Below are 24,437 nucleotides of genomic sequence, written 5' to 3' on the forward strand. Positions count from 1 at the left end.
CCGGAACGTCGCGCAGGAGCCCTGTCCGCCCGGAGTTCCCGGATTCCGCCCCGGTTCACGCGATGGTGTGATCATGTGCCGCGCGCCGGATGGTCATCGAGGCGCGCGGGTAGGGCCCGGCCATGACGCAGCCGTTCGAACTCCCGCACTTCTACATGCCGTATCCCGCGCGGCTCAACCCGCACCTGGAGGAGGCCCGGGCCCATTCCACCGAGTGGGCCCGCGAGATGGGCATGCTGGAGGGTTCCGGGATCTGGACCCAGGCCGACCTGGAGGCACACGACTACGGCCTGCTGTGCGGCTACACCCACCCCGACTGCGACGGCCCCGCCCTCTCGCTGATCACCGACTGGTACGTGTGGGTGTTCTTCTTCGACGACCACTTCCTCGACATGTACAAGCGCACCCAGGACCGCGCCGCCGGCAAGGCCCACCTCGACCGGCTCCCGCTGTTCATGCCGCTCGACCCGGCGACGCCCGTGCCGGAGCCGCGGAACCCGGTCGAGGCGGGCCTCGCCGACCTGTGGGCGCGCACCGTGCCGTCGATGTCGGTCGACTGGCGGCGGCGCTTCTCGGTCGCCACCGAGCACCTGCTGAACGAGTCGATGTGGGAGCTGTCCAACATCAACGAGGGGCGGATCGCCAACCCCGTCGAGTACATCGAGATGCGCCGCAAGGTCGGCGGTGCCCCCTGGTCGGCGGGGCTGGTGGAGTACGCGACGGCCGAGGTGCCCGCCGTCGTCTCCGGCACGCGGCCGCTCAGGGTGCTCATGGAGACCTTCGCCGACGCCGTCCACCTGCGCAACGACCTGTTCTCCTACCAGCGCGAGGTGGAGGACGAGGGCGAGAACAGCAACGGCGTGCTGGTCCTGGAGACCTTCTTCGACTGCACCACCCAGGAGGCCGCCGACACGGTCAACGACATCCTCACCTCCCGCCTCCACCAGTTCGAGCACACCGCCCTCACCGAAGTCCCGGCCCTCGCCGCCGAGAAGGGCCTCACCCCCGGCCAGGCCGCCGCCGTCGCCGCCTACACCAAGGGCCTCCAGGACTGGCAGTCCGGCGGCCACGAGTGGCACCTGCGCTCCAGCCGCTACATGAACAAGGGCGCCGTCCCGGCCTCCCCCTGGCAGCAGCTCACCGGCCCCGGCACCTCCGCCGCCGACGTCGGGGCCCTGCTGGCCGCGGCTGCCGCGGAGCGCCTGCGCGCCTACTCCCATGTGCCCTTCCAGCAGGTCGGCCCCTCTCTCCTGCCCGACTTCCACATGCCGTACGAGGTCGAGCTCAGCCCGCATCTCGACGCCGCCCGGCCCCGGCTGGCCGCCTGGATGCACGGCACCGGCATGCTGTCCGAGGGCGTCTGGGACGAGGACCGGCTGGCCGCCTCCGACCTCGTGCTCTGCGCCGCGGGGCTCGACCCCGACGCCACCCCCGAGGAACTCGACCTGAGCTCCCGCTGGCTGGCCTGGGGCACCTACGCCGACGACTACTACCCCCTCTGCTTCGGCGCCCGCCGCGACCTGGCCGGCGCCCGGCTCGCCACCGCCCGCCTGTCGGCGTGCATGCCCCTCGCCGACGAACCCGTGCCGGTGCCGGCCACCGGCATGGAACGCGGCCTGATCGACCTGTGGGCCCGCACCACCGCCGGGATGAGCGCGGAGGACCGGATCGCCCTCAGGCAGTCCGTCGACGACATGACCGAGAGCTGGCTCTGGGAGCTGTCCAACCAGCTCCAGCACCGCATCCCCGACCCGGTCGACTACCTGGAGATGCGCCGGTCCACCTTCGGCTCGGACCTCACCCTGAGCCTGGGCCGCCGCGGCCACGGCCCCGTGATCCCCCCGGAGGTGTACCGCAGCGGCCCGGTGCGCTCCCTGGAGAACGCGGCCATCGACTACGGCATGCTCGTCAACGACGTCTTCTCCTACCAGAAGGAGATCCAGTACGAGGGCGAGCTGCACAACGCCGTCCTCGTCGTGCAGAACTTCTTCGGCGTCGACTACCCGACCGCGCTCCACGTCGTGCACGACCTGATGACCCAGCGGATGCAGCAGTTCGAACACGTCGTCGCGAGCGAACTCCCCGTCGTCTACGACGACTTCGAACTGTCCGCCGAGGCACGCGAGGCCATGGACGGCTACGTCCGCGACCTGCAGAACTGGATGGCCGGCATCCTCAACTGGCACCGGCACGTCGACCGCTACCGGCCCGACCACCTCGCCCGCCGGACCCACGGCTTCGTCCCGGACCGCCCCCCGCTCGCCCCGGTACTCCCGGTCGGCTGACGGTGCCCGCCGCGCGGGTCCCTACCGGAGGGAGGTGTGCAGCCCCCGGGCCCGCTCGGCCTGCGCCAGGTCGCCCAGCCGTTCGAACTCCCCGGCCAGCCAGAGCAGTGGCGCCGGATCGAGGTCCTTGCTGCTGCCGGGCCGCAGCAGCAGGCTCTGGTCCAGGTATATGTCGTCCAGTCGCCGGATCAGCGCCACCCGGGCGAGTTCGGGCATCCCCTGCTCGGCCGCCAGCCGGGTCCAGGTCGACAGCGGCTGGTCGGCCGGGTCGCCGGGCACCTCGTGCCGTACCGACTCCCACAGGGGCGGCCGGGGGTGGCGGTCCAGCAGGTCGTAGGCGCAGCCCTCGTCCGCGTTGAGGAGGAGGAAGTCGGGCTCGGTGCGCAGCAGAGCCGCGTGCAGCATGCCGAGCAGCTCGACGGGGGAGCGGTCGGGCAGGCCCAGGGCGGTGCGGAGTTCGGCGCGCTCCTCGTCGATGCCGTGGTACTCGCGGATCTCCTCCTCGATCTCGGCCACGCGCGCGAGGATCGCCGTCTCGCCGTCCGCCGGAGTCAGGCTCAGGAGGTCACGCCAGCCCGGCAGGCCGACCACGACCTCCAGCGCCTCGTCGACGGACGACCCCATGATCCCGGCCGAGCCCTCGGAGTCCGCGTACAGCAACGAGCCGTCCGCGCACACGAAGTACGTCCCGCCGGTGTCACTTCCCGCCACCACCTCCAGGGAGCCCCCGGAGGCGAGGCGAACCGGCTCGCCGTGGCCGTGGGCGGCCCGGTCCAGGTCGAAGTCGAACGGAAACGCGGCCAGTTCGGCCAGGCGGCGGTGCTGCCGGAGCAGCCGCAGGCAGTCATCGGTCATGTCACAGAACGTAACAGCCGCCACTGACAACGGCGCCCGACGACAACGGGGGACAGGCCGACCGGACTCTCCCGACCGGATGCGGCGCCGGCACACGGGTCCGGGACCCGGCCGCCGGTCGCCCGTCGGGTTGCAGAGCGAGGCGCCACTGAGTCGCGGCATGCCGGTCACAACATCCGTCGGCCTGCGCAGAGTTGGCGCGCCGGTAGGGTGACGTGTCCGTCCTGGCCGGCGGGGATACGGAGCGATGGATCACGTATGAACGGTGACGCTGACGGCAGCCCCGCGGTCGCTTCGGAGCCCGGGCCACGGGGTCGTGCCCGGAACGCCGCGCCGGACGGGGGCGTCGGCGACTTCGAGACGCTCACGATCCGCCGCGTGTCCGGCTTCGGCACCGAGCGGTCTCCCGGTCTCATGAAGTCCAGCGCTCTGATGGCGGCCGGAACCCTGGTTTCACGCCTGACCGGTTTTCTGCGCACTCTGGTCATGGGAGCCGCGCTGGGTGTGGGAACGCTCAACGACACCTATCAGGTGGCCAACACGCTCCCCACCATGATTTACGTGCTGGTCGGCGGAGGAGCCCTCAACGCGGTCTTCATTCCGCAGTTGGTGCGGTCGATGAAGGAGGACTCCGACGGGGGCGCCGCATACGCCAACCGTCTCATCACCCTGGTCGTCACGTTCCTCGGCTCGGCGACCCTGGTATGTGTCGTCGCGGCGCCGGAATTCATCCGCGTCATGTCGCCCTCGATGGCCACTCACCCCGACCAGCTGCGGGTCGCGGTCGCCTTCGCCCGCTACTGCCTGCCCACGATGTTCTTCATGGGGATCCACGTGGTGATGGGCCAGATCCTCAATGCGCGCGGGCGGTTCGGCGCCATGATGTGGACGCCCGTCCTGAACAACATCCTGATCATCGCCGCCTTCGGGTCGTTCGCCTGGGTTTTCGGTACAGCCTCCCGCTCGGGAATCTCGGCATCGACGATCACACCGCAGGGAATACGACTGCTCGGTGTCGGCACCCTTCTGGGGCTGGCGGTTCAGGCGCTGGCCATGGTCCCCTACCTGCGCGACTCGGGATTCCGGATCCGCCTCCGCTTCGACTGGCGCGGCCATGGCCTCGGGAAGGCTCTCGGCCTGGCGAAATGGACTTTCCTGTTCGTGCTCGTCAACCAGGCCGGCATGGTCGTCGTGACGCGTCTTGCCACCGCCGCCGGTGCGAGTGCGGAGAAGACCGGACACCCCGGCACCGGCATCACCGCGTACAACTACGCGCTCCTCCTCTGGCAGATGCCGCAGGCCATCATCACCGTCTCCGTGATGACAGCGGTGCTTCCCCGCATCGCCCGCGCCGCCGCCGACGGCGACCACGCAGCAGTCCGGGACGACATCTCACGGGGACTGCGTACTTCAGCGGTCGCCATCGTCCCCTGTGCCTTCGCGTTTCTCGCTCTCGGAGTGCCGCTGATCCAACTGCTCTACGCCGGAGCCGGTGAGGAAGGCGCCCGCAACATCGGCTTCGTGCTGATGGCCTTCGCCCTGGGGCTGATCCCGTACTCGGTGCAGTACGTGGTACTGCGCGGGTTCTACGCCTACGAAGACACCCGGACGCCCTTCTTCAACACCCTCGTCGTCGCGCTCGTGAACGCCGGTGGATCCTTCGCCGCCTATCTCCTGCTCCCCGCGCGGTGGGCCGTGACCGGCATGGCCCTCTCCTACGGCCTGGCCTACGTCATCGGCGTCGGCGTCGCCTGGAAACGGCTTCGCAGCCGGCTCGGCGGCGACCTCGACGGCGGGCGAGTCGTCCGTACCTACGCCCGTCTCATCGGGGCCGCCCTTCCCGCGTCCCTGGCGGCAGGATGGGTCGCCGCGCGCCTGATGACGGCGATGCACCCCCCGGCCGTTGCCGCGCTCACGGCACTCGCCGCGGGAGCGACCGTACTGGTCGCTCTGTTCGTCCTTCTCGCACGCATGCTGCGCATCGACGAAGTCGACGCCGTGGTGCGCATGGTGCGGGCACGTCTGGGCCGCTGAACAACACGGCGGCCGGGAGCCGGACGGCGGGCCCCGTTCTCACGCCGACGCGCGTACCCGTTCGTCGGCGTGCGTGACCGCAGCCCGGGCCAGTGCCCGGATCACCGGATGCGGGTGCGAGCCGTCGCCCGACAGCTCCGGCTGGAAGAGCGTGGCCAGGAAGAAGGGGTGGCCGGGCAGTTCGGCGACGCGGACGTGGCCGTCCTCGTCGTGGCCCGACAGCCGCAGCCCGTGGGCGCGCAGGGTGTCGAGGTGGCGGGAGGGGCCGTACGAGCAGAAGTAGCGCTCGACCGTGCGCCCGGAGCCGATCGCCGACTCGGCCAGGGTGCCCGGCTCGACGCGCACCGCGGCCTCGTGGCCCACCAGCGAACAGGCCAGCGGCTCGATCAGGAGGTCCTCGGCGTCGGGGTCGTTCTCGGCGTGCGCGACCCGGGTCAGGCCGCAGACGTCGCGGGCGTACTCCAGGAGCGCGTGCTGGAAACCCCCGCAGGTGCCCAGGAACGGGATGCCCTCTTCGCGGGCGGTGCGGATCGCCCGCAGCACGCCCGCCTCGCTGCGGTACGGGCTGCCCGGCAGCACCCACACCGCGTCGAAGCCGCGCACCGCGTCCGCGTCCTCGGCGTCCTCGGAGGGGATCCAGTAGGCGTCGAGGACCAGCCGGTCGCGCCGGGCCAGGGCGTCCAGGAGGAGCGGGATCCGGGTGTGCGACACGACGTTGGGGGAGCGGTCCCCGACCAGGGCGATCGTGGCGGTCCGAGCTGCGGAGTTCGTCATGGGCCCATCCTGGGCGCGCGCTCCGGTTCACGTCCAACGATGATCGGTGCACTCCCGATAAGCATCACTGATGCCATCCTGGGCGGCATGGACCCGCACCTCCTGCGCACGTACGTCACCGTGGCCCGCCTCGCCTCCTTCTCGGAGGCCGCGCGCGAGCTGGGCTACACCCAGTCCGCGGTCTCCCAGCACATCGCCGCCCTCGAACAGGACCTCGGCGCCACGCTGCTCACCCGCCGCCCGGTGACCCCGACGGCGGCCGGTTGGGGGCACCTCCCACGCCCTTAAGGCAGTGGGGGAGGCTGCTGGAACACGCCGCCCCGCTGCTGCTGCGCCTGGACGCGGCCCGCGCCGACGTCGTACGGATGGCCGCCGCGCCCGAGCCCGGCCTGACCCTCGCCGCCACCCCGACCGCCCTCGGCCCCGCCGTCCTCGCCGCGCTCCCCGCCGCCGGCGTCACCCTGCGCGTCCTGCCCCGCGACGGGATCCCGGCCGCGGTGGCCACCGGCACCGCCGACCTGGGCCTGCTCGACGGCCTCGCCGCCCCCAGCGACCCCCTGCGGGTGCCCGACGTGGCGCCCCTGACCGCGCACGGCGCCGGCGAGGAACCCGTCGCCGTCCTGCTTCCCGCCGGGCACCCGCTCGCCCGCCGCCCCGGCCTGCGCCTCGCGGACCTCGCCGACGCCCGCTGGCTCGACGCCCCCGACGCGGCCCCGCCGCTGAGCCAGTTGCGCACCGCGACCGGTGGCGGCGCCTTCCGCCCGGCCCTGCGCTACGACGGCTCCGACGTCCGCACCCTCACCGCCCTGACCGCCGCGGGACACGGCCTCACGCTGCTCCCTCTGCGCACGGCCACCGGCGTCCCCGGCACGGTAGCCGTCCCCGTCACCGCACCGCGCCTCGTCCACCGGGTGGAACTGGTGTACGGCGGGACCCCCGCAGGGGCGGCGGCGGACCTGGTGGCGAGCCTCCTCGACGGTTCCCGGGGCACAGGTCGGGCCTAAGGCTTCCCGCTCCTGACCCGGGGTCAGTCTCACTCGTTCGTGTCTCGTCGCGCCCGCGTGCGCCGGGTAGGGCTCGGGGTGGAGGCGAACCATGGAACAGACCGCATTGCGTCCCAAACCGATCCCCGGTCAGGAGCGCGGGGACAGCCCCCCACCCGACCCGGCCCACCGCCCGCACGCCGCGCGCCGGCGCGGCCGTCGGATCAGAACCCTGGTGTTCGGCCTCTGCGCCGGCACGGTCCTGGTGCTGTCCGGGGTCGGCATCGGCACGGTCGGCGCCACGGTGATCGGCATGAGCAGACTGGCCGAACTACGGCACCAGACCCCGCCGACGACCCCGCGCCCCGCACCCCCGGCCACCCCCACCCCCTCGCCGACGGCCGCCGCGACCCTGGGCGTGGAGGCCGTGGACGCAGACAAGGTGGGCGCGCTGGTGGTGGGCGTCCACGTGCCGGGCCCGGGCTACACGGCGGGGCTGGTGCGCGGCGACGTCCTGCTCCAGTTCGGCGCCCGACGGATCGACAGCGCCGCCGACCTGGTCCGAGCGGTGACCGACGCCCGCCCGGGGAAGGAAGCCAGACTCACCGTGCGCCACGCGAGCGGTGGCTACCAGCAGCTGACGGTGGTGCCGGGCGTCGTGACGTGACACTCCGGTCGGCAGGTGCGCCCCTTCAGGGGCGCGGGGAACTGCGCGACCAGCCACGACTCACCCGCACCGGCAACGCAACCGCAACCCGCGACGGCGGCTCTGCCCAAACCGGCTCGCGCGGCCCCGCCGCACCCGGCAGGATGCATGCGGAGGCCCGTACGGCCCCGTCACCCGCGCAAGGAGGCCCTGGATGACCGGCACCACCCCCGCCGCCCCCTTCACCGCCGGCGACTACAAGTCCCGTATGGCGCGTGCGGCGCACACCGCGGCGGACGCCGGACTCGCCGGCCTCCTGATCGCCCCCGGCCCCGACATGGTGTGGCTCACCGGCTACACCCCCACCGCGGTCACCGAACGGCTCACCCTCCTCGTCCTCGCCCCCGGCAGGGACCCCGTGCTGGTCGTCCCCACCCTGGAGGCCCCCGACGCCGCGAAGCCGGCCGGCGCGGACGTCCTGACGCTGCGGGACTGGACCGACGGCAAGGACCCCTACGCCGTCACCGCCGACCTGCTCGCGAGGGACGGCCGGTTCGGTATCAGCGACAACGCCTGGGCCATGCACCTGCTGGGCCTGCAGAAGACACTCCCCGACACGTCCTACGCCTCCCTCACCGACGTACTGCCCATGCTCCGCGCCGTGAAGGACGCGGCCGAGCTGGAACTCCTCGCCGCCGCCGGAGCGGCTGCGGACTCGACGTTCGAGGAGATCCGCAAGGTTCCCTTCGCCGGCCGCCGCGAGTCCGACGTCGGCCACGACCTCGCCGACCTGCTGCGCCGCTTCGGCCACGAGCAGGTCGACTTCACCATCGTCGGCTCGGGACCCAACGGCGCCAACCCGCACCACGAGGTCGGCGACCGGGTCGTCCAGGACGGCGACATGGTCGTCCTCGACTTCGGCGGCCTCAAGGACGGCTACGGCTCCGACACCACCCGCACCGTGCACGTCGGCCCGCCCACCGCCGAGGAGCGCGAGGTGCACGACATCGTGCGCGCCGCCCAGGAGGCGGGCTTCCGAGCCGTCCGCCCCGGCGCCGCCTGCCAGGAGGTCGACCGGGCCGCCCGCGCGGTCATCGCCGACGCCGGGTACGGCGAGTACTTCATCCACCGCACCGGCCACGGCATCGGCGTCACCACGCACGAGCCGCCGTACATGATCGAGGGCGAGGAACAGCCGCTCGTGCCCGGGATGTGCTTCTCCGTGGAGCCCGGCATCTACCTGCCCGGCCGCTTCGGCGTGCGCATCGAGGACATCGTCACGGTGACCGAGGACGGCGGCCGTCGTTTCAACAACACCACCCGCGAGATGGTCGTCGTGGGCTGACCGACCCGGCCCCGGCACCCACCATTCGCCCCTACCCCATCCCGAACGGCAACGGCGCGATCCATGACCCAGGCACCGACTCCCACCGCGGACACCGTCCGCCGACTGGTCCGCTCGCTGCTCAAGGAGAGCGCGGACGGCGCCGCGGGCCCCGACGTGCGGCCCGTCGCGGAGGGCGGTGAACACTCCACCTGGTGGGTCGGCACCCGGCATGTGCTGCGCCTCGCCCCCGACCGGGACGCCTCCGTCCGCCAGCGCCGCGAACTGCGCCTGCGCGACCTGATGCGGCCGCACCTGCCGGTCGCGGTCCCGGCCGGCGTGGCGCACGGCGAGTGGGCACCGGGGCTGACGTACACCCTGGACACCGTGATCCCCGGGGGGACGGCCGAGGAGCACGACGTCTCCGCGGTCGGCGAGGCGGACCTGGCCGGGCTGCTCACCGGACTGCGCGAGGTGCCGGTACGGCAGGCGGAGACGCTCGGCGTGCCGCGCACCCCGCCGCGTTCCCTGGAGGCGCTGCGCCGGATGGCCGTGCCCGCCGCCGAACGCCTCGCCGCCGCCGACGAGTTCGACCCCGCCCGGCTGCTCCAGCTCACCCCGCCGGGCGCCGCCCAGCTCGCCGCCCAGCCCGGTACGGCCGTGCTGGCCCACCACGACCTGAAGGGCGAGCACCTGGTGGTCAGCGCCGACGGCAGGGTGCGCGGCGTCCTCGACTGGACCGACGCGGCGGTCGGCGACCCCGCCGAGGACATCGCCGGGCTCGCCCTCGCGGTCGGCTCCGGCGCGGCCGTCCGCGCGGCGACCCTCGCCGGTTACGGCGCCCGCCCGTGTCTGCGCGGCCTGTGGCTGGCCCGCTGCGACACCGTCATCCGCCTCACCGACCGCCTCGAAGGCCGCGACGACAGCCCCCTGCCGCTGCTGCGCACCCAGCTCCGGCGCGCCTGGGAGGCGATCCTGCTGGAGCGGGTGACGGAACTGCGCGAGGAGCCCGAGGACGACGAGGAGCTGTAGCGGCAACCCTGGGTCAGGCCTGGGTCAGGCCTGGGTCAGGCCTGGGTGAGCACCACGCACGACTCGCCCGGCACCCGCAGTACCCCGTCCGGGTCCGGGGCGGCGACGCTGTCCCAGGCGGCCAGGACCTCCACCCGCCCGGTGCCGAGCGGGATCGCGGCCGGCTCCTTGCCCGCGTTCACCGCGACCCGTACGTCCCCGCGTCGGAACGCCAGCCAGCGGGCCGCCTCGTCGTAGGCCACCTTGGTGTCGGCGAGATCGGGATCCGTGAGGTCCGGCTGCTCGCGGCGCAGCGCCAGCAGGCGGCGGTACCAGGCCAGCACGCGCGCGTGCGGCTCGCGTTCCGGCTCCGACCAGTCCAGGCAGGACCGGTCCCGGGTCGCCGGGTCCTGCGGGTCGGGCACGTCCTCCGCGGCCCACCCGTGCGCCGCGAACTCCCGCCGCCTGCCGCGCCGTACGGCCTCCGCGAGGTCCGGGTCCGTGTGGTCGGTGAAGAACTGCCAGGGGGTGCCGGCCGCCCACTCCTCGCCCATGAAGAGCATCGGCGTGAAGGGCGCGGTCAGGCTCAGCGTCGCCGCGCAGGCCAGCAGGCCGGGGGAGAGGGCCGCCGAGAGCCGGTCGCCCTGGGCGCGGTTGCCGACCTGGTCGTGGGTCTGGGTGTAGCCGAGCAGCCGGTGCCCTGCCACCCGCGCCCGGTCCAGCGGACGGCCGTGCCGGCGGCCACGGAAGCCGGAGTACGTGCCGTCGTGGAAGTAGCCCCCGGTGAGCGTCTTGGCGAGGGCGGCGAACGGGGCGCGGGCGAAGTCGGCGTAGTAGCCCTGGGACTCGCCGGTCAGCGCGGCGTGCAGGGCGTGGTGGAAGTCGTCGTTCCACTGCGCGTCCAGGCCGAACCCGTGCTCCGCGCGCGGGGTGATGACCCGCGGGTCGTTCAGGTCTGACTCGCCGACGAGGAACAGCGGACGGCCCGACTCGGCCGACAGGGCGGCCACGGCCGCCGACAGCTCCTCCAGGAAGTGGCACGCGCGCGTGTCCCGCAACGTGTGCACCGCGTCCAGGCGCAGCCCGTCGATCCGGTAGTCCCGCAGCCAGGCCAGCGCGCTGCCCAGCAGATACGCGCGCACCTCGTCCGAGCCGGGCGCGTCCAGGTTCACGGCGGAGCCCCAGGGCGTCTGGTGCGTCTCCGTGAAGTACGGCCCGAACGCGGGCAGATAGTTGCCGGACGGACCGAGGTGGTTGTGCACGACGTCCAGGACGACGCCCAGGCCGAGTTCGTGGGCCCGGTCGACGAAGCGTTTCAGCGACTCGGGGCCGCCGTACGGCTCGTGCACCGCCCACAGCGAGACGCCCTCGTACCCCCAGCCGTGCCGGCCGGGGAACGGGCACAGCGGCATCAACTCCACGTGTGTGACGCCCAGTTCCCGCAGATGGCCGAGGCGGGCGGCGGCGGCGTCCAGGGTGCCCTCGGGGGTGTACGTGCCGACGTGCAGTTCGTAGAGCACCGCGCCGGGCAGCACCCGCCCCGGCCAGGCGGCACGCCACTCGTGGGCTTCGTGGTCGACCACCGCGCTGAGCCCGTCGGGGCCGTCCGGCTGGCGGCGCGAGCGCGGGTCCGGCAGCACGGGGCCGTCGTCCAGGGCGAACCCGTACCGCGTGCCGTCCTCGGCGTCCGCCTCCCCGGTCCACCAGCCGGACCGCTCCGGGTCGTGCTCCAACGCGTGCGTGGCGCCGTCGCAATGGAGCGTCACACGGTCTGCCTGCGGTGCCCACACCTCGAACTGCACGGACGGTCCCCTTCGTCTGGCTCATCGTGAGGTAGTACGTCCATCGTGCCGTGAAAAGAGATCAATCCGCTTTGAATCCCGGCTTTGCGGAACGGGTGTCGTCGTACGTACGCGCGCGTGACGGCCGTTTTCCCGTTTTCTGGACACCCGGGGTTCACTGACCCAGAATCGGCAGCGTGACGTCGTCCTTCGAGTTCCACACGTACCCCGCGCGGCTGTCCGACGCGGAGCGCGACAAGGCGCTGAGCGTGCTGCGTGACGGCGTCGCCATGGGACGGCTGTCGCACGACACGTTCGTGCGCCGCATGGAGCTGGCGCTGGCCGCCCGCCGCGCCGACGAACTCGCCGCGCTCACCGCCGACCTGCCCCAGGAGAACCGCTTCGCGCGCGTGCTCTTCGGCACCGTCGAGGCCGTCTCCGGCTTCACCGTGCGGCTGCGCCGGGCCTGGCAGGCCGAGCGGCTGCCCAAGCTGCTGCTGCCGCACCCGGGCAACGGCCACCCGCTGCGCATCGGCCGCGATCCCGCCAGCGGGCTGCGGCTCAACCACGAGACGGTCTCCCGGGTGCACGCCGAACTCCGCCACCAGGGCGGCCTGTGGGTCCTCAGGGACCTCGGCTCCACCAACGGCACGACCGTGAACGGCCGCCGGGTGACCGGCGCCGCCGTCGTCCGCGAGGGCGACCAGGTCGCGTTCGGCCGGATGGCCTTCCGGCTCGCGAGCGACTGAGCCACGGGCCGGGTCACGGGCCGAGTCCCGCGCCGGTCACCGCCACCTGGACGCCTCCCGCGCGATGGCCGAAAAGTGTTTGTCCGTCGCGGTGTTGACGTACCTTCCGAGTCGTGACTGACTGTGCGTACACCATGCACACCATGTGAACCGACGGCGCCGCTCAGTGGAGGTGTGACCTGCCGCCCCTCCTCCGCTACCCGTCCGTCGAGGAGCTCGCCTCGCGGGCGGCCGTGCTGGCCGCCGACCGCCCCCGGGACGCCCGGCTGCGCAGGGCCGGGACCTCCCGCGCGGGCATCCCGATGTGGCTGCTTTCCATCGGTCACGGCTCCCGTCACGTCCTCGTCGTCGCAGGACCGCACGCCAACGAGCCCGTCGGCGGCGCCACCGTGCTGCGCCTCGCCGACCGGGTCCTCGCCGACCGGAGGCTGACCGAGGACGCCGACGCCACCTGGAACCTGCTGCTGTGCCTGGACCCCGACGGCTCACGGCGCAACGAGGGCTGGCTGGCCGGGCCGTACACCCTGGGCCACTACTTCCGGAACTTCTTCCGGCCCGGCTTCCTGGAGCAGCCGGAGTGGCTGCCCGACGGGGCCGCCGCCGCCGCGCTGCCCGAGACCCGGACCCTGCTCGACCTCCAGGACGAGCTGCGGCCCTTCCTCCAGTGCTCGCTGCACGGCGTCGACGTCGGCGGCGGCTTCGTCGAGCTGACCCGCGAGCTGCCCGGCCTCGACCGGCGCCTCGCGCACACCGCGACCCGGCTCGGCATCCCCCGCGAACTCGGCGCCTACGACACCCTGTACTGGCCCACCCTGGGGCCGGCCGTCTACCGCGTTCCGCCGCCCCGCCGGGGCGACCTGGCCGCCGCCATCACCGAGGCCGCCGTCGAGTCCACCTGGTTCCACCCGTACCGGCACGGCACCGTCACCGCCATCGTCGAGGCGCCCATGTGGGGCGTGGCCGCCGTCCAGGACGGCACCCCGCCCGCCGACCGGGACGCGGCACTGCGCTCCGTCAGCCGGACCCTGCGGCGCGACACGGAGCTCCTGGACGGCGTCCTGGCCCGGGTCAGGACGCAGTTGTCCGCGGCGCCGGACGCGGCCCGGCTGCTCGCGCCCGTCGACGACTACCTGCTGGTCTGCCCCGGCCTCGCCGACGCCTGGGACCCCGGCACGGACGCCGGCAGCGCCCGCCCGCTGCCGCCGCTCAGCTCCGCCCACCTGGCCGCCCTGCGCATCGCCGGGCGCCGGCTGGCCCTGCGCACCGCCGGGATGCTGCACCAGCTCCTGCGCAGCACAGGCCGCGACCCGGCCGCCGCCCTGCCCGACCTGGACCGGCTGATCGACACCTGGTGCGCGGACTACCACGACGCCCTCGGCGCCCGCTGGATCCCGGTCGCGCGCCAGGCCGAGTACCAGACACGGATCGTCCTCAGCGCCTTCGAACTGGCGCACCGCCACATGCGCGGGCTTGCCCGATCGGGTGAGTCGGGCTGGGGTAGCGAGCCCGCCGTGCCGATGCACGGGGAATGACACATCTCAGCAAAGCGACAGCGGCCGGTGGTGCCCTGCTGGCCCTGGCCGCCCTTCTCGCCGCCGGCCCCGCCCAGGCGGCGCCGGGCGTGGCGCACGGCGGCGACTACCTGTACCTGACCGTCACCCAGGGCGAGGACCAGTCCGGCGACGCGCGCGGCGCCGTCCTGCTGTGCGACCCGCCCCAGGGATACTCCCGCGCGGCCGAGGCCTGTGCCGAACTCACCGCGACGGACGGTGACGTCACCCGCATCACCCCGGCCAAGGACGCCATGTGCCCGATGGTCTACGCCCCGGTGACCGCCCAGGCGCGCGGCGAGTGGAACGGCAGGCCGATCGAGTACCGCGAGACGTTCTCGAACTCCTGCCAGATGGCGGCCCGGACGGGTCCGGTCTTCGCCCTCGACGACTGAGCCCCGGGGCGGCGTGCGGCCCTCGGGGACCTGGCATGGAGGCCCCCGAGGGGGCCGGGCTCTCCGGGGCCCGGCCCCGGCCCCGGACCGGACCTCACGCCGCCTGCTCACGGGCGTGCTGCGCGGCCGCCAGCACTGTCCGGGACTGATGCTCCACCTGGCGCTCCAACGGCACCCAGCGGGCCCCGAAACGCTCGCCGTAGGCCTCGCACCAGGCGGCCACCAGCTCCTCCAGCCGCGGCGCCGCGCGGTCGTCCGCCTCCCGCAGCACCCGCAGCAGCATCGACGCGGCCCGCAACGGCAGCCGCCGTCCGAAGGCGTCCACGCTGCCGACGTACGCCATCGTGGTGTCGACCGGCGGTCGCTGGATCCAGTCCTCGGCAAGCCCGGGGATCAGCCCCAGCGCCCAGCGGGCGGCCCGCAGCAGCGGCCCGTCCAGGCCGCCGAGGCCGTCCAGCCGGGGCAGCGCCTCGGCCAGCACCCGCTCCACCTCCCGCGAGTCCCGCAGCAGCCGGCGCGCCAGCCGCCGCATCGCCGCCGCGGGTGCCGGGTGCGGTGCCGGGTCGTCGACCAGGTCGCTCGCCCACATCGGCACCTCGACCACCGCCGTGAGACCGCCGTACCGATGCGCGTGGTACCAGGTGCTGTGCCGTGCGTCGTCCGGCATGCTCGGGTACGCCACCCCCGTCTCCGGACCCGGCATCACCCGCACCCCGGGCCCTGAGTGCGGCCAGCCCGCGGCGTCCGAGGCGCCCGTCTCCACCGGGATGTGCAGCTCCGCCGCGGACTTGGCGAACGGTTCGGCGAGCCCCGGCACGTCCCTCGTCAGCTGTACCCAGCTGCCGCCCAGGTCGGTGCCGTGCAGGGTGACCTGGAGGTAGGGGCGCAGTTCGTCGATCACCCCGAGCAGGGCCCGGGTCTCGGGCGGCAGCCGGTCCGGCGGCAGCACCGAAGGCGACCACTCCGGCTGCTCCGGGCCGGCCGGCCGGTAGAAGCCGAGGTGGTAGTCGAACAGGCTGCGCGGGGCCGGGGTGACGTGCAGGCTCGCCCCGTCCGGGTCCGCGCAGAGCAGGAAGTGCCAGGAGTTCTCCGCCCGCAGCTCCCGCTCGTGCAGCACCCGTTCGGCCAGCACCTGGAGGGTGCCGCCCCCGGTCGGCTCGTTGGCGTGGGCACCCGCGACCACCAGGACCGCCCGCCGGGCGTGTCCGACGGAGAGCAGGTGCAGCGGTCTGCCCGCGCGGGAGAGGCCGATCTGCCGCAACGTGCACAGGCCGGGCCGGTGAGCGGCCAGCGCCCGGGCGGTGGCTTCGAGTTCGGGAACACTGGGGTAACGCAGCTCCGGCAGGAGACTCACCCCCGACTTGTCCGCCCGGCTTCGCATTCCCCAGTCCCGCACGGCATAGGTGAACTGTCAAGAACCTCCCGGGGGAGGCTCCAGGGGGCGCCCAGAGGCATATGTCGTCGGCCGGTGGGGCTCGTCGGCGCCGACAGGGGTGCGAAGCCACTACGGGGCGCGGAACGGCTCCGCGCGCCGATAACCGACGCGGCGGGCGCCCGGCAAGTTTCAGCAAACCGACGGATCAGCCGCATATTCACTCGTACGAGTGAATTCCGACGTCGGTTTCCGTCAGCCGGCGTCTCCCACCCGCTCCAGCAGCGCCACCGGCAGTCCCTCGAAAAGCTCGTCCACGCGCGCGTGCCCGGTGAACTCCCGCCCCGGCGCCAGCACGTCGGCCCACCGGCCCGGCGGCAGCGGCAGGACCGTGTCCCGCCAGCCGCCCGCGGCGGCCAGCCGCAGCGACAGCCGGGTCACCGCCGTGACCACCTCCCCGGAGCGCGCGAACGCCAGACAGTGCGCCGCGGCCGGACCCTCTGCGGTCAGCGGCGCGTACGTCGCCGTGTCGCCGAAGACCTCCGGGCGCCGCGCCCGCAGCCGCAGCGCCGCCGCGGTCACCGCGTCCTTCTCGCCGGGGCGCTCCGGCGGGAAGGAGACCGGCCGCCGGTTGTCCGGGTCCACCAGCGCCCGGTACTCGCCCTCCGTACCCTGGTAGACGTCCGGCACCCCCGGCATCGTCAGGTGGACCAGGGCCGTGCCCAGCACGTTCGCCCGGACGTGCGGCCCCAGCGAGGCCCGGAAGGCCGCCACGCGCTCTCCTGGCGGCCCGCACGGCCCCGCCGCGACGAACGAGACCACCGCCTCCTCGTAGGGCGGCTCCTGCTCCGTCCAGCTCGTGTACAGGCCCGCCTCCCGCACGTGCTTCACCAGCGCTCCCCGGACCCGCTCCGGATCCGCCGGGCCGAGCCCGAACACCGTCTGCCAGGCCGCCCAGGCCAGCTGCGCGTCCGGCACCCCTTCCCCGTCCCGGGTCACCTCGGCCAGCACGTCCGCCCAGCGCTCCGGGGCCTCCGTCAGCACCGCCAGCGCGGCCCGCACGTCGGCGCTGCGCTTGGTGTCGTGCGTCGTCACCACCGTCCCGGTCAGCGGCCAGTCGCGCTGCACGCGCGCGCAGTACGCGTGGAAGTCGCCGGGCGAGACACCCGGACCGCCCGGGTCGCCGCCCACCTCGGTCGCCGACAGCAGCGGCACATAGCGGTAGAACGCCGTGTCCTCCACGGACTTGGCCCGCAGCGCCGACGCGGTCTGCGCGAACCGCGTCCGGAACTCCGCGCGCCCCGGCCCGTCCCCCGTCAGGAGCAGCTCGCGCACCACGTCCACCGCCCCGCCCTCGGCGGGCACCACGAAGGCCCCCCGGGCCTCCTCGGCGGCCTCCTCGGTGACCACGGCCGCCACGTCACCCGAGGCGTACGGCCGGTACACCCGCAGCCGCACCAGCAGCTCCTGCAGCGCGGTGCGCAGCGCCCAGGGCGCCCGGTCGCGCAGGGCGGGATCCGGCGACGTCGCGCACACGCGCGTGGCCGCCCGTGTCAGGCGGTCCGTCTCGGCCGCCAGCTCGTGCGTGATCACCTTGTACGCCGCCCGCCGGACCGTGGCCGCCCAGTCGCCGCCCCGGTCCGTCTGCGGGGCCGCGAACCTCCGGTACCGGCCGAGCAGTTCACCGGCGCCCGCGGGATCCGTGAACACGCCGTCCACGTGCCGCAGGGCGTCGTACCCGGTGGTCCCCGCGACGGGCCAGCCGGCCGGCAGGTGCTCGCCGTCGGCCAGGATCTTCTCCACGACCGTCCAGCGCCCGCCGGTGGCCTCGTGCAGCCTCGCGAGATAGCCGTCGGGGTCGGCGAGGCCGTCCGGATGGTCCACGCGCAGCCCGTCCAGCACGCCCTCGCGCAGCAGCTGGAGGATCTTGCCGTGGGTGGCCCCGAACACCTCCGGGTCCTCCACCCGTACCCCGATCAGCTCCGAGATGCTGAAGAACCGCCGGTAGTTCAGCTCGGTGCGGGCCAGCCGCCACCACGCCGGGCGGTACCACTGGGCGTCCAGCAGCTCCGGCAGCGGCAGGTCCGCGGTGCCGTCGCGGAGCGGGAAGGCGTGCTCGTGGTAGCGCAGCACGTCCCCGTCGACCACCAGCTGCCCGAGCACCTCGCCGACCGGCCCGCCCAGCACCGGCACCAGCAGCTGCCCGCCCTGCGCCTCCCAGTCGACGTCGAACCAGCGCGCGTAGGGCGACTTGGGGCCCTCCCGGAGCACCTCCCACAGGGCGTGGTTGTGCCGGGGGGACATCGCCATGTGGTTCGGCACGATGTCGACGACGAGGCCGAGACCGTGTGCCCGAGCGGTGCGGGCGAGTGCGCGGAGCTCGTCCTCACCGCCGAGCTCCTCGCGCACGCGCGCGTGGTCCACGACGTCGTAGCCGTGGGTGGAGCCGGGGACGGCCTCCAGCACGGGGGAGAGGTGGAGGTGGGAGACACCGAGCGAGGCGAGGTACGGCACGGCCGCGGAGGCCGCCGCGAAGGGGAAGCCGGGCTGGAGCTGGAGTCGGTAGGTGGCCGTCGGGACGGTGGGTGTGCTTCGCTCGGCTGTCATGCGGACCTATGTACCCGTCTGGTCGGCTTCTGTGTCACCGGCTGCGGTACCGCGCCCCGAAGAGGCGCGGGAACTGCGCGACCAGCCCCCCCACCGGCCCGCACTTGTACGACAGCCCGTCGGAGCGCGCATCCCTACGCCGGCCTCTTCAGAACGGTCAGGCTGCGGCCCACCAGCGTCAGGCGTTCGCCCCCGTCCACCTTCAGGCCGGGTGGCACCGGCTCCACCTGCGCGGTGTCGACCACCACCTCCCACTGCCGGCCGTGGTTCACCGGCACCACGAAGTCCAGCGGGTCCGGTGACGCGTTGAACATCAGCAGGAACGAGTCGTCGGCGATCCGCTGCCCCCGCGTGCCCGGTTCCGAGATCGCGTTGCCGTTGAGGAACACCGTGAGGGCCGACGCCGGGGCCGAGTCCCAGTCCCGCTGGGCCATCTCATGGCCTTCCGGCGTGAACCAGGCGATGTCGGAGAGCTCGTCGTGGGTGCCCTCCACCGGCCGGCCGTGGAAGAAGCGCCGGCGCCGGAAGACCGGGTGCTCCTTGCGCAGCCGCGCCATCGCGCGGGTGAAGGCCAGCAGCTCGCTGTCGTCCCCGGGAGCCGGCCAGTCCACCCAGGACACCTCGTTGTCCTGGCAGTACGCGTTGTTGTTGCCCTGCTGGGTGCGCGCGAACTCGTCGCCGTGGCCGAGCATCGGCACGCCCTGGGACAGCATCAGCGTCGCGATGAAGTTCCGCATCTGCCGCTCGCGCAGTTCGAGGATCGCGGGGTCGTCGGTGTGGCCCTCGACCCCGCAGTTCCAGGACCGGTTGTGGCTCTCGCCGTCCCGGTTGTCCTCGCCGTTGGCCTGGTTGTGCTTGTCGTTGTACGAGACGAGGTCGTGCAGGGTGAAGCCGTCGTGGCAGGTGACGAAGTTGATGGACGCCAGCGGGCGGCGGCCGTCGTCCTGGTAGAGGTCGGAGGAGCCGGTGAGCCGGGACGCGAACTCGGCCAGCGCGCGGGGCTCGCCCCGCCACAGGTCGCGCACGGTGTCGCGGTACTTGCCGTTCCACTCGGTCCACAGCGGCGGGAAGTTGCCCACCTGGTAGCCGCCCTCGCCGACGTCCCAGGGCTCGGCGATCAGCTTCACCTGGGAGACGACCGGGTCCTGCTGCACCAGGTCGAAGAACGACGAAAGCCGGTCCACCTCGTGGAACTGCCTGGCCAGGGTCGCCGCGAGGTCGAACCGGAAGCCGTCGACGTGCATCTCGGTGACCCAGTACCGCAGCGAGTCCATGATCATCTGGAGGACGTGCGGGGACCGCATCAGCAGCGAGTTGCCGGTGCCGGTGGTGTCCATGTAGTAGCGCGGGTCGTCCGTCAGGCGGTAGTACGACTGGTTGTCCAGGCCGCGGAAGGACAGCGTCGGGCCCAGGTGGTTGCCCTCTGCGGTGTGGTTGTAGACCACGTCGAGGATCACCTCGATGCCGGCCTCGTGCAGTGCCCGCACCGCCGACTTGAACTCCAGGACCTGCTGGCCGCGGTCGCCCCAGGAGGCGTACGCGTTGTGCGGGGCGAAGAAGCCGATGGTGTTGTAGCCCCAGTAGTTGTTCAGGTCCATGTCGACCAGCCGGTGGTCGTTCACGAACTGGTGGACCGGCATCAGCTCCAGGGCCGTGACGCCGAGCGCCGTCAGGTGCTCGATGACGGCCGGGTGGGCCAGGCCCGCGTAGGTGCCGCGCAGTTCCTCCGGCAGGCCCGGATGGCGCATGGTCAGGCCCTTCACGTGGGCCTCGTAGATCACGGTGTGGTGGTACTCGGTGCGCGGCCGGCGGTCGTCGCCCCAGTCGAAGTACGGGTTGATCACCACCGAGGTCATGGTGTGCGGCGCCGAGTCCAGGTCGTTGCGCTTGTCGGGGTCGCCGAAGTGGTAGCCGTACACCTCCTCGCCCCAGCGCACCGATCCGCTGACCGCCTTCGCGTACGGGTCGAGCAGCAGCTTCGCCGAGTTGCAGCGCTGCCCGCGCCCGGGGTCGTACGGGCCGTGCACCCGGAAGCCGTACCGCTGCCCCGGCATCACGCCCGGCAGGTAGGCGTGCCGGACGAAGGCGTCGCTCTCCCGCAGTTCCACCGCCGTCTCGGAGCCGTCGTCGTGCAGCAGACACAGCTCCACTCGGTCCGCGGCCTCCGTGAAGACCGCGAAGTTGGTCCCGGCGCCGTCGTACGTGGCGCCGAGCGGATATGCCTCTCCAGGCCAGACCTGCATGAAGTCGACTCTTCCAGGTGTGTCCCGCGCCCGGGGGCGCCTTGGTCATGAGTCTGCCCGAAAGTAATGGAACCCCATGTGACTTACACCCCTCTTACCCGGCGACCAGTGCACACAGCGACCCATGTGGCGAAGTGTGCCGAACCAGTGGGGCATACACGTACTCCCTGTGACCAAGGGGGAGTAGGGGGAAGATGTGCGCAAGATAGTGCACCGCCATCTGGGCAAGGTGGTGGCCGGTGCGGGACTGGCGGTGGCGGGGACCGCCGTGATGGTCGGGATCACCCTGCCGGGCACGGCAGGGGCGAACGAGTCGGGAGGGAGCGACGGGACCGGCGCGGTCGCCGGGCAGCAGGCGGGCCAGGGACAGGACGCCGTCAAGCCGGGTGTGGTGGAACAGGCGCCGGCCGAGGGGAAGAAGGGCACGGGCAGTGACCCGTTGACCGACGACGAGACCAGGCGCGTCGAACAACTCGCCCTGTCCCAGCAGATGTTCAGCGCCGGGGAGAACGTCGAGGGCCGGCGCGGTCCGGAGCGGATCAGCGTCGATCTGGCCGAGCCGAACGCGAACGAACTGGACAGTTCGAACGCGCCGCGGCGCGCGGACGTGACGTTCTACGACTACCGGGACGACACCCTCGTCACCCGGACGGTCAACCTGGACACCGGCAAGGTCGAGCAGACCACCAGCCGCACGGGCGTCCAGCCGCCGCTCAGCCACGACGAGAACGTCGAGGCGGTCAAGGTGCTGATCGCCGACCCGCTCGGCGCGGGCCTGAAGGCGGACTTCAAGGACGCCACCGGCTCCGCGCTGACCGACCCGGAGCAGCAGCTGCTGCTCAACAGCGCGGTCTACCGCGCCACTCCGGGCGCCCAGCCGGCCGCGCTCGACAAGTGCGGCGAACACCGCTGCGTGCGGCTCTTCCCCAAGGTGAAGAACGGGCCGTGGATCGACGCCAGGTCGCTCATCGTCGACCTGAGCGCGCGCAAGGTCGTGAAGCTCGGCGGCTGACCCGGCCGGCCCCTCCGTTCACCTCTCCACTCCGCATCTCCCGTACCAGGAGTCACTTCGTCATGCACGTGAACCTGCGCGCGAGCACGCGCGTGCCCAGAATCCGCCATGCCCGCAGGACGGCCGCCGTCGGCCTGTCCGCGGTCGCGCTGGCGGCCGGCGCCACCACCGCGGCCGGACCCGCCGTGGCCCAGTCCAAGCAGGCCGCCGCGCCCGCCGCCGACTGCTCCGCGGCCTACCGCATCGAGCAGAAGCTCTCCACCGGCACCACCTGGCGGATGTGCTGGCGCTACGACAGCAAGGCCGGCCTGGTCCTGGAGCACATCTCCTACCAGCCCAAGGGCGAGTCCGCCCCGATCAAGGTGCTCTCCAGCGCCCGCCTCGCCCAGATCGACGTCCCCTACGACGACGGCAGCGTCGAGTACGACGACCTGACCGGCTTCGGCTTCGCCCAGGGCCTGGTGCCGCTCGCCTCGGCCGAGTGCCCCGGCGGCACCATCAAGACCGTCAAGGTCCCCGAGGCCTGGGACCCGGCCCACCCGAACGTCAACGGCCTGTGCACCACCACCCGTTCGCGCGGCCACGCGTACCGGATGCAGGCCGACACCGGCAACCGGGTGTACCAGCAGCAGGGCAAGGACCTGTTGATCTACACGGTCAACAAGGTCGGCTGGTACGAGTACATGACCGAGTGGCGGTTCCAGGACGACGGCACCGTCAACATGAACGTCGGTGCCACCGGCAGCCTTTCGCCGAACGACTACGACGCAGGCGACGGCCGCGGCTGGCCGATCGGCAAGGGCGCCCACGCCTACGCCACCAGCCACGCGCACAACGTCTTCTGGAAGCTCGACTTCGACCTCGACGGCTCGTCGAAGAGCCGCATCGAACAGTACGACTCGAAGGTCAGTGCCCCCGCGCGCGGTCAGGAAGCCCCCACCAACAAGACCACCCGCACCGACGTCACCAAGGAACTCGCCGGTGACGCCCAGAACATGCGCTGGTGGCGAGTGGTCAGCTCGGTCGGCAAGAACAAGGACGGGCACGCTCGGTCCTACGAGATCGTCCGGGGCGCCAGCAGCAAGTACCCGGGCCACCCGTTCACTTCGCACGACGTCTACTTCACCCAGTACGACAAGTGCGAGCAGTTCGCCAGCAACAACCCGGGCTGCGCGACCGGACACCCCAAGACCGTCGACAAGTTCGTCAACGGGCAGACCCTCACCAACCCCGTGGTCTGGGTGAACGTCGGCTTCCACCACATCGCGCGCGACGAGGACCAGCAGCCGATGCCGGTCCACTGGCAGGGCTTCTCCATCGCCCCGCGGGACGTCACCGCTATGAATCCGCTCACTCCGGCCGCCCTCGCTGATCAGAACGGTCAGCCCGGAAACGGTAGTTGAGAAACGACCTGTCCATCCGGCTGCACCGCCGACCACTCCCGGAGTACCCTTCCTTGATCGTTGGCACAGGGAGAGCTCGGGGGAGCGGAAGGCGGTGCACGGGTGGGCTCGGGAGGCCTGGAGCTGCCCCCTGGTGACGAGGGTCACGAGGGGAACTCCACAGACGTCCCGCCCGGCGCGGTGTCCCTGGCCCGGCCGATGGACGCCACGGGCTCCATCGGACCGGAGCTGGAGTGGGACGCCGACGCCTGGCTGGAGGTGCGTACGCGCGCCCAGCGGGCCGGCCGGGCCTACATCTGGCTGAACCTCGTCGAACAGCGGATGCGCACGGTCGTGGCCGCCGTGCTGCGGCCCATCTACGAACCCGTCCACGGCGACGAGTGGGTGGTCGCCGCGGCCGGTCCGGCCGGCCAGGAGTGGGTCCAGCGGGCCGTCGCGGTCCGCGAGGTCAGCCGCCGCAAGGGCTACCTGCTCGACCCCGCCGACGACAACGTGCTCAGCTTCCTCACCCTGCCCCAGCTGCGCGAGCTGATGGTGCAGCACTGGCCGTGCTTCGAGCCGTACTTCGACGAGCGCCGGGACGTCGAACTCGCCCTGGACGAGCTGGAGGTGACGCGCAACGTCGTCTCCCGCAACCGGGCGCTGTCCGGGGCCGTCCTCGACCAGGCCGAGCGCGCCTCCGCCCGGCTCCTGGAGATGCTCGGCGCGGGCGGCGACGTGCCCTCCGCGCGCCGGCTGCCGGTCGACGCCGTGGAGGACCTGGTCGGCGACCGCTACGCGGACGTCGTCGCCGTCCACCCCGACCGGGTCCGCCTCATGCGCCAGTTCCCGGCCGAGGACCTGTTCGGCGGCGCCCGCCGGCTCGACGCCATCGGCATCGGCCTCAACCTGCTCGTGCAGAACTTCTCCGGCCGCCGCCTGGTCCGCCTCGCCGAGACCGGCTGCCGGGTCCGCCTCCTCTTCCTCAACCCCGCCTCCAGCGCGGTCAAGCGCCGCGAGCGCGAGCTCGGGATGAAACGCGGCGAACTGGCCCGCTCGGTCGAGATGAACATCCTCCACATGCGCCGCGTCCGCTCGCGACTGCGCGACCCGGGCGCCTTCGAGATCCAGGTGTACGACGACACCCCGCGCTTCTCCGCCTACCTGGTGGACGGCGACGGCGCCGACGGTGTCGGGATCATCCAGTCCTACCTGCGCGGGGCGCGGGGGATGGAGTCACCGGTGCTGGTGCTGCGCAACGGCAGCAAGGTGGTCAAGTCGGACGACGTGGTGGAAACGGGACTCTTTCCGACCTATCGCGAGGAGTTCGAGACGGCTTGGGCGGATTCGCGCCCGGTGTCCTGACGCGTGCGTGTGCCCCTGCCGCGCCGGTAAGCGGAACGTGGTCGTCTGATTGTCAGTGGCGCATGCGAG

General features: G+C 72.7%; 17 protein-coding genes and 1 pseudogene. 12 read left to right on the forward strand and 6 right to left on the reverse strand.

Going from position 1 to position 24,437, the window contains the following annotated elements:
* Positions 1-122 precede the first annotated feature (122 nt).
* Positions 123-2,285 (forward strand): germacradienol/geosmin synthase Cyc2, encoded by a 2,163-nt coding sequence (gene cyc2 / locus ACGF5O_RS15980; protein ID WP_393810474.1) that lies wholly within the window; start codon positions 123-125, stop codon positions 2,283-2,285.
* Between the two features lie 21 nt (positions 2,286-2,306).
* Here cyc2 and ACGF5O_RS15985 read toward each other — a convergent pair whose 3' ends face one another.
* Positions 2,307-3,140, reverse strand: coding sequence for a hypothetical protein (locus ACGF5O_RS15985; protein ID WP_393810475.1), 834 nt, complete (start codon positions 3,138-3,140; stop codon positions 2,307-2,309).
* A 258-nt stretch (positions 3,141-3,398) separates the two neighbouring features.
* On the opposite strand from ACGF5O_RS15985, the gene murJ reads away from it, so the two are divergent.
* A complete protein-coding gene (murJ, locus tag ACGF5O_RS15990; RefSeq protein ID WP_393810476.1) occupies positions 3,399-5,174 on the forward strand; it encodes a murein biosynthesis integral membrane protein MurJ in 1,776 nt (591 codons plus the stop codon).
* 39 nt (positions 5,175-5,213) lie between these two features.
* Here the strand turns inward: murJ and ACGF5O_RS15995 are convergent, their stop codons facing one another.
* On the reverse strand, positions 5,214-5,948 hold the full coding sequence (locus ACGF5O_RS15995) for a hypothetical protein (RefSeq protein WP_393810477.1): 735 nt from the start codon (positions 5,946-5,948) through the stop codon (positions 5,214-5,216).
* 87 nt (positions 5,949-6,035) lie between these two features.
* Here ACGF5O_RS15995 and ACGF5O_RS16000 point away from each other — a divergent pair.
* The 4 genes and pseudogenes from ACGF5O_RS16000 (at position 6,036) to ACGF5O_RS16015 (ending at position 9,933) form a co-directional block, all read left to right on the forward strand.
* Positions 6,036-6,952 (forward strand): annotated as a pseudogene (locus ACGF5O_RS16000) (LysR family transcriptional regulator).
* 91 nt (positions 6,953-7,043) lie between these two features.
* A complete protein-coding gene (locus tag ACGF5O_RS16005) occupies positions 7,044-7,598 on the forward strand; it encodes a PDZ domain-containing protein (protein ID WP_393810478.1) in 555 nt (184 codons plus the stop codon).
* Between the two features lie 193 nt (positions 7,599-7,791).
* Positions 7,792-8,922, forward strand: coding sequence for an aminopeptidase P family protein (locus ACGF5O_RS16010; protein WP_393810479.1), 1,131 nt, complete (start codon positions 7,792-7,794; stop codon positions 8,920-8,922).
* 63 nt (positions 8,923-8,985) lie between these two features.
* The gene (locus ACGF5O_RS16015) at positions 8,986-9,933 is read left to right on the forward strand and encodes an aminoglycoside phosphotransferase family protein (RefSeq protein WP_393810480.1); all 948 of its coding nucleotides are present in this window, start codon (positions 8,986-8,988) and stop codon (positions 9,931-9,933) included.
* Between the two features lie 35 nt (positions 9,934-9,968).
* Here ACGF5O_RS16015 and treZ read toward each other — a convergent pair whose 3' ends face one another.
* Positions 9,969-11,714, reverse strand: a complete 1,746-nt coding sequence (gene treZ / locus ACGF5O_RS16020) for a malto-oligosyltrehalose trehalohydrolase (protein WP_393810481.1) — start codon at positions 11,712-11,714, stop codon at positions 9,969-9,971.
* Between the two features lie 176 nt (positions 11,715-11,890).
* On the opposite strand from treZ, the gene ACGF5O_RS16025 reads away from it, so the two are divergent.
* The 3 genes from ACGF5O_RS16025 to ACGF5O_RS16035 all read left to right on the forward strand — a co-directional run bounded on the left by ACGF5O_RS16025 (position 11,891) and on the right by ACGF5O_RS16035 (position 14,387).
* Positions 11,891-12,442 (forward strand): FHA domain-containing protein, encoded by a 552-nt coding sequence (locus ACGF5O_RS16025; RefSeq protein WP_393810482.1) that lies wholly within the window; start codon positions 11,891-11,893, stop codon positions 12,440-12,442.
* A 179-nt stretch (positions 12,443-12,621) separates the two neighbouring features.
* Entirely contained in the window at positions 12,622-13,974 is a 1,353-nt protein-coding gene (locus ACGF5O_RS16030; RefSeq protein WP_393810629.1) for a M14 family zinc carboxypeptidase, read from the forward strand.
* Positions 13,971-14,387, forward strand: a complete 417-nt coding sequence (locus tag ACGF5O_RS16035) for an SSI family serine proteinase inhibitor (protein WP_393810483.1) — start codon at positions 13,971-13,973, stop codon at positions 14,385-14,387. Before ACGF5O_RS16030 ends, ACGF5O_RS16035 begins: the two co-directional genes overlap by 4 nt.
* Before the next feature lie 94 nt (positions 14,388-14,481).
* Here the strand turns inward: ACGF5O_RS16035 and ACGF5O_RS16040 are convergent, their stop codons facing one another.
* From ACGF5O_RS16040 to glgX, 3 genes are all read right to left on the reverse strand, one after another.
* Entirely contained in the window at positions 14,482-15,741 is a 1,260-nt protein-coding gene (locus ACGF5O_RS16040) for a M14 family zinc carboxypeptidase (protein ID WP_393810484.1), read from the reverse strand.
* A gap of 273 nt (positions 15,742-16,014) precedes the next feature.
* Positions 16,015-18,366 carry a malto-oligosyltrehalose synthase gene (gene treY, locus ACGF5O_RS16045; protein ID WP_393810485.1) on the reverse strand — a complete coding sequence of 784 codons (2,352 nt, stop codon included), beginning with the start codon at positions 18,364-18,366 and terminating at the stop codon, positions 16,015-16,017.
* 134 nt (positions 18,367-18,500) lie between these two features.
* Positions 18,501-20,609: a glycogen debranching protein GlgX gene (glgX, locus tag ACGF5O_RS16050; protein WP_393810486.1), complete on the reverse strand. Its 2,109-nt coding sequence runs from the start codon at positions 20,607-20,609 to the stop codon at positions 18,501-18,503.
* A 196-nt stretch (positions 20,610-20,805) separates the two neighbouring features.
* Between glgX and ACGF5O_RS16055 the strand changes: the two genes are divergently transcribed.
* The 3 genes from ACGF5O_RS16055 to ACGF5O_RS16065 all read left to right on the forward strand — a co-directional run bounded on the left by ACGF5O_RS16055 (position 20,806) and on the right by ACGF5O_RS16065 (position 24,368).
* Positions 20,806-21,621: a Tat pathway signal sequence domain protein gene (locus tag ACGF5O_RS16055; protein WP_393810487.1), complete on the forward strand. Its 816-nt coding sequence runs from the start codon at positions 20,806-20,808 to the stop codon at positions 21,619-21,621.
* A 62-nt stretch (positions 21,622-21,683) separates the two neighbouring features.
* Positions 21,684-23,024 (forward strand): copper amine oxidase, encoded by a 1,341-nt coding sequence (locus tag ACGF5O_RS16060; protein WP_393810488.1) that lies wholly within the window; start codon positions 21,684-21,686, stop codon positions 23,022-23,024.
* Positions 23,025-23,126: 102 nt separating this feature from the next.
* Complete coding sequence (locus tag ACGF5O_RS16065) at positions 23,127-24,368, forward strand: SAV2148 family HEPN domain-containing protein (RefSeq protein ID WP_393810489.1); 1,242 nt, start codon at positions 23,127-23,129, stop codon at positions 24,366-24,368.
* Positions 24,369-24,437: the final 69 nt, after the last annotated feature.

The sequence above is a fragment of the Streptomyces sp. NPDC048291 genome (assembly GCF_043201715.1).
GTDB lineage: Bacteria > Actinomycetota > Actinomycetes > Streptomycetales > Streptomycetaceae > Streptomyces.